The organism is Schaalia vaccimaxillae DSM 15804 (genome assembly GCF_000420425.1).
GTDB lineage: Bacteria > Actinomycetota > Actinomycetes > Actinomycetales > Actinomycetaceae > Pauljensenia > Pauljensenia vaccimaxillae.
Genome location: NZ_ATUX01000007.1, coordinates 139,655 through 151,936, shown reverse-complemented (window position 1 = coordinate 151,936; position 12,282 = coordinate 139,655). Strand labels below are relative to the sequence as shown.

The 12,282-nt window shown below is 56.9% G+C and carries 11 protein-coding genes; 4 read left to right on the top strand and 7 right to left on the bottom strand.

The genetic code is table 11. The features are described from left to right. Positions 1-23 precede the first annotated feature (23 nt). Positions 24-1,193, top strand: a complete 1,170-nt coding sequence (locus G439_RS0105665) for a MalY/PatB family protein (protein ID WP_022868221.1) — start codon at positions 24-26, stop codon at positions 1,191-1,193. 24 nt (positions 1,194-1,217) lie between these two features. Here G439_RS0105665 and G439_RS0105660 read toward each other — a convergent pair whose 3' ends face one another. The 4 genes from G439_RS0105660 to G439_RS0105645 are packed head-to-tail and all read right to left on the bottom strand — an operon-like array spanning position 1,218 to position 5,816. After that, positions 1,218-2,033 (bottom strand): purine-nucleoside phosphorylase, encoded by an 816-nt coding sequence (locus tag G439_RS0105660; protein WP_022868220.1) that lies wholly within the window; start codon positions 2,031-2,033, stop codon positions 1,218-1,220. Further along, complete coding sequence (locus G439_RS0105655) at positions 2,030-3,514, bottom strand: purine-cytosine permease family protein (RefSeq protein ID WP_022868219.1); 1,485 nt, start codon at positions 3,512-3,514, stop codon at positions 2,030-2,032. Before G439_RS0105655 ends, G439_RS0105660 begins: the two co-directional genes overlap by 4 nt. Before the next feature lie 10 nt (positions 3,515-3,524). After that, a complete protein-coding gene (locus tag G439_RS0105650) occupies positions 3,525-4,304 on the bottom strand; it encodes a fumarylacetoacetate hydrolase family protein (RefSeq protein ID WP_022868218.1) in 780 nt (259 codons plus the stop codon). A gap of 18 nt (positions 4,305-4,322) precedes the next feature. Next, positions 4,323-5,816: an alanine/glycine:cation symporter family protein gene (locus G439_RS0105645; protein WP_022868217.1), complete on the bottom strand. Its 1,494-nt coding sequence runs from the start codon at positions 5,814-5,816 to the stop codon at positions 4,323-4,325. A gap of 226 nt (positions 5,817-6,042) precedes the next feature. Here G439_RS0105645 and G439_RS0105640 point away from each other — a divergent pair, with 226 nt between their 5' ends. The 3 genes from G439_RS0105640 to G439_RS0105630 are packed head-to-tail and all read left to right on the top strand — an operon-like array spanning position 6,043 to position 9,496. Continuing rightward, positions 6,043-8,724 carry a DEAD/DEAH box helicase gene (locus tag G439_RS0105640; RefSeq protein WP_022868216.1) on the top strand — a complete coding sequence of 894 codons (2,682 nt, stop codon included), beginning with the start codon at positions 6,043-6,045 and terminating at the stop codon, positions 8,722-8,724. A gap of 44 nt (positions 8,725-8,768) precedes the next feature. Then, positions 8,769-9,068, top strand: coding sequence for a type II toxin-antitoxin system Phd/YefM family antitoxin (locus G439_RS0105635; protein ID WP_022868215.1), 300 nt, complete (start codon positions 8,769-8,771; stop codon positions 9,066-9,068). Further along, positions 9,068-9,496, top strand: coding sequence for a PIN domain-containing protein (locus G439_RS0105630; RefSeq protein WP_022868214.1), 429 nt, complete (start codon positions 9,068-9,070; stop codon positions 9,494-9,496). The genes G439_RS0105635 and G439_RS0105630 overlap by 1 nt, the downstream gene beginning before the upstream one ends. Here G439_RS0105630 and ybaK read toward each other — a convergent pair. From ybaK to G439_RS11320, 3 genes are all read right to left on the bottom strand, one after another. Beyond that, positions 9,471-9,989 carry a Cys-tRNA(Pro) deacylase gene (ybaK, locus tag G439_RS0105625; protein ID WP_022868213.1) on the bottom strand — a complete coding sequence of 173 codons (519 nt, stop codon included), beginning with the start codon at positions 9,987-9,989 and terminating at the stop codon, positions 9,471-9,473. The two genes, G439_RS0105630 and ybaK, sit on opposite strands and share 26 nt — an antisense overlap. A gap of 2 nt (positions 9,990-9,991) precedes the next feature. Further along, positions 9,992-10,381 (bottom strand): YccF domain-containing protein, encoded by a 390-nt coding sequence (locus G439_RS0105620; protein WP_022868212.1) that lies wholly within the window; start codon positions 10,379-10,381, stop codon positions 9,992-9,994. Positions 10,382-10,531: 150 nt separating this feature from the next. Then, positions 10,532-12,154, bottom strand: a complete 1,623-nt coding sequence (locus tag G439_RS11320; protein ID WP_022868211.1) for a class I adenylate-forming enzyme family protein — start codon at positions 12,152-12,154, stop codon at positions 10,532-10,534. Positions 12,155-12,282 lie beyond the last annotated feature (128 nt).

Below are 12,282 nucleotides of genomic sequence, written 5' to 3'. Positions count from 1 at the left end.
GATGAGGTATAAGGAGTTTTAGCATGTCCGTCCGCATTTTCTCCGAGGAAGAACTGCGTGACACCGCTTCACTCAAGTGGAGCGGTATCACTACTTCAAACGGCGATCCCACCATTGGCGCCTGGGTTGCGGAAATGGACTTTGCTACCGCCCCAACCGTTGCTGAACGCATGAAGAAGGCCATTGATGACGGACTGCTAGGATATCAGCCGACATGGCTGGCTGGCGCTGTAGCCGAGGCGACCAGCGCATTCCAACTCAAGCGCTTCGGTTGGAGTGTTCCAGCCGATCAGGTTCGCCTTGTCGCGTCGGTTTTGCCTGCCCTACGTGCGACGATCTCTCACCTCGTTCGCCCGGGAGCACCGATCATTGTGCCCACCCCCGCCTATATGCCTTTCCTGACCATCCCCGGCCAGTTAGACCATCCCGTAATCGAGGTTCCGTCCTTGCACGGCGAGGCCGCCCAAGGGCGCGGATGGACGCTTAATCTTGAGGGAATTAAAGACGGGCTCGAGGCCGGGGCAGGACTGGTTGTCCTGTGTAATCCGTGGAATCCGACGGGCCGAGTTCTGTCCGAGGAAGAACTGCGGGCTCTAGGCGATCTAGTGAGCCAATATGACGCCTTGGTCTTTTCGGACGAAATCCACTCCCCTTTGATCCTGACGGATACGCCATTCTTGTCGTATGCGCGCTTAGACCCGACGTATGCGGCGCACACAGTGACAGCTACTGCCGCGTCGAAGGGCTGGAATATTGCAGGCCTGCCAAGCGCCCAGGTCATTCTTCCTGACGAGCAGCTGTGCGAAAGATGGGATGAGTTTGGTGCTGAAGTCCGCTTCGAAGCCTCCGTCATCGGATCATTGGGCACAATCGCCGCATATGAAAACGGTGACGATTGGCAGCGGAAGGTGCTAGACATCATCACCGGCAATGTTGCAATTGTTGAGCAGGGCTTGGCGGGCACAGGGATTGACTTCACTCGTCCCGAGGGCACATACCTGACGTGGTGGGGATTCCAAAATCTTGGCCTGCCGTCCTCGCCGGCGACAATTCTGCGTGATCGAGCGCGGGTAGCGGCTAACGATGGGAAGACCCTGGGTGCGGGCTACGAACAGTGGGCGCGCATTAATCTGGCCTGTTCTACCGAGGTTGCCCACCGCATTGTTGACGCGGTGGTCTCCACTCTCGGGTAACGAGAGCGGAGACCGGCAAGCGTGTCAGACAGCTTCGAGAACAGCCTCAATCCCCTTGCGCACAGTAACTGCAGCCGCAGCCGCAGCCTCGACAACCTGCGTGGGATCGGTTGGTGTCTGAGCAAAAGACAGGTCCGACACTACGGACATGCCCGCGACTTTGACACCAAGTGAGTGCAAACAGATCGCTTCCATGATCGTTGACATGCCAACGCAGTCCGCACCAGTCGACGCCAAGAACCGGCTCTCTGCCATCGTCTGATACTCCGGGCCTCGCATAATCGCGTAGGTACCTCGCCGCTGGCACACCTGCGCCAGAGTGCTTGCCAACTGGGGGTCCCAAGTGCCCGAAATATCAGTAAACAAAGTGCCGTCAAAAGGCGAGGACCCGCTGAAATTCAGGTGATCATCAATCACCATGACATCTCCGAGTTCCCAAGGCCGCAAACACCCATTGGCATTAACTAACACCCCTCGTTGGATACCAGCCGCAACCGCTGCCCTTGAAAGGGCCGTCACTTGGGACGGGGACACGCCCTCGTACAGATGAGTTCTACCCAACGCGACCAAAACCCGTTTGCCTGCAACCTCGTAGGAACGTAATTCGTCGACGTGTCCGTCGGCGACGGGAGCCAAAACTCCCGGCAGGTCGGAGAGCTTCATCCGCACTACAGGGCTCCCCCACCCATCAGCTGTATCAAGAGCTTGAGCCAATCCTGATCCGAGGACAACGAGAGCATCGTGTCGATCGGCCCCAGTCTTTTCAGTGATGAGCTGGGCTCCCCCGCGGGCATCCTCGTCAATGAGGGCAGAAGCGAAACGCGGATCGACCTCGCTCATTTCACTGCTTCCGCGAAAGGACGTGACGGTGACTGTTCCTGCTTGCGGACGCGCCCCGCCGACGTCAGGAGGTAACCGACAAAACCAATGACCAGGGCCAAGAGGATGCCGATATTCGAATACGCCCACGCCCCATCTTTGCCGCCGATCAGGCCCAGAAGGAACCCTTGCCATTCAAGCCAAGAAGCCGAGGTATTGACCACGAAGCCCCAGCCCAGGATGGAAGCGACAATGAGGGTGATGACGGCTCCCCAGTTGACCGAGCCGTACAAGCCATTAGCAACGAATAGCGAGGGCTCGTCGTAGTCCTTCTTGCGCAAAGCAATATCAGCGAGCATGACGCCACCCCAGGCAGCAATAACTACACCCAGGGTCGTCAGGAAGCCCTGGAATGGCCCGAAGAAGGAGTCTGAGAAGAACACGATGACAATGGTTCCGACCGTCATGATCGTGCCATCGATGGCCGTGGCGACGGGGCGAGAAGCGGGGAATCCGGTGGCCAGCAGAGACAGGCCCGACGAATAAATGTCCATGATGATGCCGCCAATCAACCCGAGGACCGCGACGAGGGCGAAGGGGATCAAGAACCAAGTTGGCAAGATTGTTGTCAAAGCACCGATCGGGTCGTTGGAAACGGCCTCGTTGAGTTCCGGATTGGAACCGGCCAGCAGCAAACCAAAGAAGACGAGGACGACGGTGGGCAGGGCTGCACCGAAAGTCGTCCACCCAACGACACCACCGGTGGAGGCGTTACGAGGCAGGTAGCGCGAATAATCTGCCGCGGCGTTGATCCAACCAAAACCAAAGCCCACCAGCAGCATGCACCCGGCTCCAATAACAGCCGCCAACGATCCCGAAGGCAGGGCCATAACCGCATCCATATTGATCGTGGGGAAAGCCAGGATCAGATAGATGATGGTCAGGACGGCGGTGGCCCAGGTGATCCACGTCTGGACTTTCATGATCATGTCGAAACCGAGGATGCCCGATCCGGCCGCGAGCGCCACCACCAGGATCAACGCAATAATCTGCGCCATTAGATGGTTCTGGAAGCCCAGCGCTCCCATGACGGTTGCGGTGGCTTGGACTGCCATAACGCACAGGAATGTCTCCCAACCGACGGTGAGAATCCAGGAAATCACCGCTGAAATACGGTTGCCGTTGTAGCCAAAAGCTGCGCGAGATAGAACCAAAGTTGGTGTTGAGCCGCGTTTACCGGCAATCGCGATCAGACCACACACCAGGAAGGACAGGGACACTCCGACCACGGAAATGATGACCGCTTGAACGAAAGAGATTCCAAAGCCCAGTACCCACGAACCCCAGGAGATACCAAGAACAGAAATATTTGCAGCAAACCAAGGCATAAACAGGTCGGAAGGCTTGCCTTTACGGTCCGACTCCGGAATAACATCCAGGCCGACCATTTCGACAGCAACGGCACCGTCAACGGTTTTTTGGGGAACAGTGGTTTCTGACATGTTAGTAACCTCAGTTGGCGTCGACCACAGGGTTCGACAGGGTTCCAATACCTTCAATAGTCACTTCGACGCGCTGGCCAGCTTCGATAGGGCCAATACCCGCCGGAGTTCCCGTAATGATGACGTCACCGGGCAACAGGGTGAACACCCGAGACACATAGGACACCAATTCTTTGACTGGCATCAGCATGTTGGCGGTGGTGTCTTGTTGGCGTATTTGGCCGTCGACAGTGGTGGTGATCGCGAGGTTTTGCACGTCCAGGTTCGGGTCGACCGTGATCCAGGGGCCCAACGGGCAGGATGTGTCAAAGCCTTTGGCTCGTGTCCACTGGCCGTCCTCGCGTTGTTTGTCGCGTGCGGTCACGTCATTGGCGCACATGTAGCCGAGGATGACCTCATCGACTTTTTCCACGGGCACATCTTTGGCTAGAGACTTGATGACAACGGCAAGCTCGCCCTCGTAATGAACCTCATCGGACCAGTTGGGACGGGTGATCGGGTCATCCGGGCCAATGACGGATGTGTTGGGCTTAAGGAAGATCACCGGTTCAACTGGGGGTTCGCCTCCCATTTCACGCGCATGGTCCGCATAGTTTTTACCAATGCCAACCACTTTGGAACGTGGGATCACCGGGGACAGCAGACGAACCTCGTCAAGTTCAACGATTCGTCCATCGGGTTCGACCGGGTTGAACAGCGGGTCGCCTTTAAGGACAACAATTCGCGTCGAATCATCGTCGAGGGCGCCGTAACGCGGACCATCAGTATCTGCAAAGCGAACGATTCTCATGGCTCCAGCGTATTGCTTTCAGCTCTTTTCGACAGCCTCCACGCTACTAGAAGTCCACACATCTCCCTCAAGAGAAGCGGGTAGATACTTATTATCGGTAGCCACAAAGACAGGCTCAGACACTCCGGCTTTACGTTGTGCCTCGTAATCGCGCAGCAATGCGGTGCCCCACTTAACCAAGAAAATCAGCGCAACAAGGTTGACGATCGTATTGATCGCCATAGCAATGTCGACGGCATTCCACACCAGATCGAGGGACAGCACGGCTCCCGCGGTTGCCGACACCACGGACAGGACACGCACGAACCATGAGCCCCACTGCTTACCGCCAGTCATAAAGGACATGTTCGTATCCGAATAGACGTAGGCCGCGATGATCGAAGAGTAAGCCAGGACGAAAATCAGGATCACCATGGGAACGATAGTCCACGAACCCAACTCGTTGGCCACGGCCAGGGTAGTCAGATTGGATGGGTTCGCGCCCTCGCTCCCCCACACGTCCGCCCCTGCGATCAATATGACGAAAGCGGTTGCGGTACACACGACGACCGTGTCAATGAACACGCCCAGGGATTGGATGAGGCCCTGCCGCACGGGGTGCGTGACCGTAGCGGTTGCCGCGGCATTGGGTGCCGTACCCTGGCCGGCTTCATTGGAGAAGAGGCCGCGTTTGGTGCCGTTGATGAGGGCTGCGAGGATGCCGCCTCCAAGGCCTCCCACAGCCGGTTCGGGGGCGAATGCACTGGAGAAGATTTGTCCGAGGACAGTGCCGAACTGCCCGAGGTTCGTCACGCAAATGATGAACACCATGATGATGTAGATGAGCGCCATGATCGGCGCCATCCACTCGGTCACGCGAGCAACCGCTCGAATGCCTCCAAAGATCACCATGGAAGTGAAAACGAAGATCAAGCCAGCGACGGTCAGCTGAGCTGCCGTGTAGCCGCCAAAACCTTGCAGCGGCTGGTTGGCTCCCGTACCAAATGCTGCGGTCAGAGTTCCGGCAACGGCGTTGGACTGCACAGACGTGATGATGAAGCCACAGGTCACAACCATGATGATGGCGAATACATTGGCGAAGGCTTTGTTTTTCAGGCCGCGCGCAATATAGAAGGCTGGGCCACCGCGGAAAGTGCCGTCTGCAGCTCGGACTTTGAAAAGCTGAGCCAAAGTGGCTTCAAAAAAGGCGGTTGCCATACCGACCAGCGCCACGATCCACATCCAAAAGATTGCACCCGGTCCACCCACGAGCAGGGCCGCAGCGACGCCGAACACGTTGCCAACCCCAACGCGGGCTGCCAGTGAGATCGCGAAAGCCTGGAAAGAGGAAATACCTCCAGCGGCGCCCTTACGCGACCCGCCGACGGATCGGATCATCTCGGGTAAGAGTCGCAGTTGGACCCCGCGAGAGCGAATCGTCAGATACAGGCCCGTGCCGATCAGGACCCACACGGTGATATGCAGGGTAATCCAGTCAGCAACTTCTAAGACCGCGTTGGCCAGGCTTTCCATTTCCGATTCCCTTCATGGGCGGAGCCGCTAATTTGGCAGGCCAGTGGACCCGTGCGGCTGAGCGATGAGACGGGCCAAGAATGACACGACATGGTGGCTTTGATGGGAGGCCATCCATCTATTGATCGCAGGTGAACGCGCAGGGCCGTCCTCGCAGGAGGCAAATAGCGGCGGGACGAGGGCGCCCTCGTCCCCAGATGAGTACGGTCAATGAAACAATGGCTCTATGACGGCGATGCTCAACGAACTACTCGACGACCTGGAAGACCAGGGCAAACTCAACGACGTCGATGCTTTGTACGAGGCATTCACATCGTGGGCTCAGGGCACAGGACGCCCGCTGTACCCCCACCAGGAAGAGGCTCTGCTACAGGTCCTTGACGGTAATCACGTTATCGCCGCGACACCGACCGGGTCGGGAAAGTCCATGATTGCCTTGGCCGCTCACTTTGTGTCCATGGCTCACGGTGGGCGCAGCTACTACACGGCGCCGCTCAAAGCCTTGGTGTCTGAAAAGTTCTTCGACCTCGTCGCCCTTTTTGGGGCAGATAACGTCGGGATGGTGACCGGCGATGTCTCCTTGAATGCGGATGCGCCAATCATCTGCTGCACAGCAGAGATTCTGGCTAATCAGGCTTTGCGCGAAGGCCCCGCTTTGGATACCGACATGGTGGTGATGGACGAGTTCCATTTCTACGGTGATCCTCAGCGTGGATGGGCGTGGCAGGTTCCGTTATTAGAACTGACTCGTCCCCAATTCGTTGCCATGTCTGCCACTCTTGGGGACACGTCGCGATTTGAGGCTCAGTGGAAGCAACGCACGGGCCGCGATGTGGCTTTAGTTGACGATGCTGAGCGTCCGGTTCCCCTCGAATTTGAGTACGTTGTCGATGCATTGGATGTGACCATCCAACGACTTTTGAGTGAGGGACGTTGGCCGGTTTATATCGTGCATTTTGCGCAAAAAGATGCGGTGGAGACGGCTCAGTCTTTTGACCGTGTCAAGCTCATTAATGACGAGCAGAAGAAGAAAATTTCCCAGGCGTTGTCTACGGTGAGCTTTGGCCGAGGCTTCGGTCAGACACTCCGCTCTCTCTTAGCCCAAGGCATAGGTGTTCATCACGCGGGGATGTTGCCGCGCTACCGGCGCCTGGTTGAACGCCTGACCCAGCAGGGATTGCTGCCGATCGTGTGTGGCACAGACACTTTAGGAGTGGGGATCAACGTTCCCATCCGCACCGTGCTCATCACGTCTCTGGTGAAATTCGATGGCGAGAGAATGCGCCATCTTTCTGCTCGCGAGTTCCACCAGATTGCGGGACGCGCAGGACGCGCCGGATTCGACACCGTTGGATTTGTCCGCGTTTTGGCTCCCGAACACGAGGTCGAGGCTGCCCGTGAGAAAGCGCGTTTAACGGCCGCGCAGGAGGCCGCCCGCGATGCTCGCGATCTCAAGCGCGCCAAGAAGAAGTCAGCGAAGAAACGCAAGGCTCCGGCCGATGGTCAAATTTCTTGGACGAAAGCGACTTTTGAGCGCCTCGTGACCGCGGCCCCTGAACAATTGCAGTCGCGTTTCGCTATGACCCACTCGATGGTGCTTAATGTCCTGGCGGGTGCCGAAGTGGCGGGCCGCGATCCTGGCGAGCACCTCGTCGAGTTGGCAACAGAAAACGATGATTCTCCCCAGGTTGCAAACCCGCATCTGCGACGCCTCGGGGACATTTATTCGTCAATGAGGCGCAGTGGCGTCGTCGACCACGTGTCCAGTACGCAGGCTCAAGCTGATGGCCGCCCTCGTCTGAGGGCAGCCACCGACCTACCTGACGACTTTGCGTTGAACCAGCCGCTTTCCCCCTTTGCATTGGCGGCGTTGGAATTGCTCGATGCTGAGTCCCCCACCTACGCCCTGGACATCGTGTCCGTCATTGAATCTGTGTTAGAGGATCCGCGTCCGGTTTTGTACGGGCAGCAGCGGGTGGCTCGCGGCGAAGCTGTGTCTGCTATGAAAGCCGAAGGCATGGAGTACGACGACCGCATGGAGGCCTTGGAGTCCGTGACATGGCCCAAGCCTTTAGAGGAGTTGTTGGACGCAGCGTTTACTACCTATGTGGCGGCCAATCCTTGGGTCGGTGGACTTGAGTTGTCTCCGAAGTCGGTGGTGCGCGAGATGGTGGAAAATGCCATGACGTTCACCGAGTTGGTTTCTCGTTATGACATTGGACGTTCCGAGGGCGTGGTGTTGCGTTATCTGACGGACGCGTACCGCAGTTTGCGTCAGATAGTGCCCGACGAACTCATGACTGAGGACGTGGACGCGATTGCCGAGTGGTTGGGGGCTTTGGTCCGCGCGGTTGATTCATCTTTGTTGGATGAGTGGGAGGCGTTGGCCGAGGGCCGCGAACTTACCCAGGACGACGCCGCTGTGGGCACCGAGTTGGCTTTTGGCGCTGACGAGGACGGCAATGTCGCATTCTCTGCGAATAAACATGTGTTCCGTACGGCGATTCGTAAAGATCTGTTCCACCGGGTCGAGTTGATGAGCCGCGACGATGTTGAGGGACTGGCTCGTCTTGATGGGACGTCAGGTTGGGGTGAGGATCGTTGGGATCATGTTTTGGAGCGTTACTGGGCAGAACACGATTGGATCGGCATTGATCAGAGTGCCCGCTCAGCCTCCCTGTGCGTGATTGATGAGTCGCCAGATCGCTCAACTATTTTGGCCAGCGGCGGTAGCGATGACACGGCAGACAAGGCCCAGGATCAACCGGGAGCGTATTGGCTGGCTACGCAAACGATTCTTGATCCGGCTGAGAATTTGGACTGGCGAATCGCTGCTTTGGTAGACGTGACTGCCTCGGATCGGGCTGGCGCCGTTGACCTAAAGGTCCTGGCGGTGGGGCCATGGTGACAACTACAATTAAGTTCTACTTGTAGAACATTTTAAGGAGGAGCATGTCGAACGCAGCCATCACACCCGAGGGACGGACCGTTACGCTGCGCAATCTGAATCAGCACTCCGGCCAGATTGTGGCAGACGTTCGCAGCTCTGGGCACGCTGTCACAATCACAGACAGGGGGCGACCAGTCGCACGTTTGATCCCCTTCGAGGAGGAAACTACGCCCTTGCAACGCCTACGGTTACAAGGGCGCGTCAGAATGCCTCGAACTGATTTTCGAGTACTGCCGAAACACTCGATGCCGAACGGCATGACTCTTCGTGAACTATTGGACGAAGATCGGGACGAGAGCTAATGCTCTACCTTGATACCTCATTCGCAGGCTTAATCCTTTTGGATCAGGAGCATTCAATTGCCGCTGAATCCATGTTGCTCAAGTACTCTCAAAGCCACGCCCTTGTTTCATCTGTGCTCTTGGAACTTGAACTCACACGACTTGCCCGCAGGACCGGGCTAAACATCCGAGCCGTCCACGCATTTACCGACGCACTAGCTTTGGTTTCGATAGACGAGGAAGTAATCGCTGAAGCTTGCGCATTGACCGGCAGCCTCAAATCTCTCGACGCGATCCACCTGGCAACCGCAAAAATACTGGACTCCGTCGGCGATCCCGTCATCGTTGCGACACATGACATCAAGCTGGCGCATGCTTGCCAATCACGAAGCCTTCAAGTGCTCTCACCTACAAGTGAGATCCCTAGTAACGCCACTCCTGCGCTTTGAGGTCAGCAACCTCAGCACCGGCCAATTCAATGAGGTCAAGAGGCGACAGCTCTACCGATAGGCCTCGGCGACCACCCGAAACCAACATTGTTTCGTGATCCAAACAGGACTCGTCAACAAAAGTCCGGTGTTCTGTTGTTTGGCCGAGCGGAGAAATACCCCCGACAACATAGCCAGTGCGTCGTTGAGCAACGGCAGGCTCTGCCATCTGAGCATTCTTTGCCCCGGCAGCGTGAGCAATGAGCTTCATCGACAGATGTTCGAGAACAGGAATACAACCGATAACGAATTCACCGGTATTGAGTCGCACCATCAGCGTTTTGAACGTCCTCGCCGGATCAACGCCGAGCTTGGCAACCGTTTCTTCGCCGAAAAATCTAGCGTCCGATGAATGCTCATACTCATGGATAGTGAACGTGACCCCGGCCGCTGTCAGGGCCTCAATCGCCCTCGTCGCCCCGCCCGTATGGTCGGTGGATCTGTGCTTACCCACGTTTAGAGAATCGAGGCGTTCGGGTCCGATACCACCTGCTTGCCGAACGGGAAACAGGTCACCGGAATCATCTTGATATTCGCGATCGCCAGGGGGATTCCAATAATGGTCACTGCTTGTGCTACGGCAGTCGTGACGTGGCCGATTGCAAGCCACAGGCCCGCAACAAGGAACCACACAACATTCATGACGGTGGATCCGGCACCTGCCTCGGGCACCTCGACTACCGAACGGCCAAACGGCCACAGCACATACTTGGCGATACGGAAACAGGCGATACCCGCGGGGATCGTCACGATGAAGATGCAGGCAACCACACCTGCCAGCAGGTATGACAGCCACAGCCAAAATCCGCCAAGGAAGAACCAGATGAGGTTGAGCAGTGTTCGCACGATGTTCGCATGTCTCCTTTTCGTCCTGAGTTTTAATTCTTTCACCTTGAGCGTGCGGACACCATCGGGAACTTCCCTGATTTGGGCGTCCCTCGCGGAGAAACGAGGATCACGAAAACGAGTATTAATCGAGTATCAAGAGAACAAGGATCATAGAGGACGTCCCAGGGAATCGAAGCAAGCCTGGATCAACCGTTTATCAACTTTTCCTCCGAGCGTCAGCGGTATTTCTTCCACAATCCGCACAGCCGTCGGCATCTCATGGTGGGCCAAAACGTCCAACAAATCCCCCCTCATGCCGTCCAGTGTTACTTCAACCGTGTCATCTAGCACAACGACCGCAACGGGAACCTCCCCATAGACCTCGTGTGGAGCTGCCACCACTGCAGCATCTGTGATACCCAACACCGATCTCAAAGCTTCCTCAACATCGACGCAGCAAACCTTCTCCCCTCCCCGATTGACAATGTCTTTAATCCGATCAACAACGAATAGGTAACCATCCTCGTCAATACGGCCAACATCCCCTGTCGCCAGCCATTCGCCATCGACCAGACCACCACCCTCAATACTGTCGTATCCGATAGTGATGTTTGTCCCTCGTAAGAACACCTCACCCGTTTGCCCAATAGGAACTTCAACCCCGTTAGTATCCCGGATACTCAGGTCCAGCCCGGGCACGACAATGCCGGACGAGCCGATCTTGTCGCTTGTGGCGGCATCCACCGGCATGATCGTAGCCGGCGATGTCGTCTCCGTTAACCCATACACAGTACGGAATTGCATCTGAGGCATCCACTCGTGCAGGGCGCGGATTAACGTCACCGGCATATGAGCCGCTCCGCACGCCAACATCCGCACCGAATCCAGACGCGGATGTCGCTGTCGAGCCTGCTCCAACACCGTGAACACCGAGGGCGAAGCGTGGACGAAGGTCACCTGCTCGGCCTCGATTGCTGTCAGGAACAAATCGGCAGCCAAGCGTCGTTGAATAAGCAGACGCCCGCCAACCGCAGCCATCAATGCGATGATCGCGACCAGCCCAGTGATGTGGTACAGAGGAGTCGCCACAAGGCAGGTATCCGAATTGTTAACCCCCAATGTCGCCCGATATACCTCGGCAGCGTGAACGACCGCCCGATTAGTCAGCCGAACCCCTTTCGACTCTGCGGTCGTTCCAGAAGTAAACATGAGGATCGCAACATCGTCCTCAGGTGGATCACGACGAACCAAACGTTCACGACTCTCGAAGGTGTCCAGCACCCATGAGGCGTTTCCATTTTGACCTCGCACACACCGCAACATCGGAGGGAGAGACGAAGACGAAGCCTGTGCAGCATCTTTGAGGGCATCCGCACGCTCGTCCTCGACCAGCAGTACGCTCATCCCGGCTTTGTCGATCAGGCGGACTAGTTCCTCATCGCGATATTTCCCAGGAAGGGGGCATGTTGTTCCTCCACATGCATTAATCGCCATGAATGAAACAGCGAATTCAACGCTATTGTCCATCAGCAATCCAACGCGAACACCACGACGCACTCCCACACTGACCAGCAGTTGCGCCGTTGAGCGACTCTCTGCCTCATATTGAGCAAAAGTCAGCCGTGTTCCCCAATCATCTTCGAGGGCGACTGTTCGGGGGGTACGAGTACAAGCACGCCATACGTAGTCGCACGGTCGACGCACAACCTGACGATACGCAAAAGTTCCATGCCCGTCGTCGTACATTGCCTCACACACATCGAGCGGCCACAAGTCGCTTCCTGAAATCATGTATTGCTCCCTCTTGACTCGTTCCGCTGTCACTGTATCGGCGCCAACAACCCGAAAACGCCTCCTCTGACTGTCACCCTCATATATCAACGGGGGCGGGCTAGTGACCAAACCCGCCTCCGTTGACG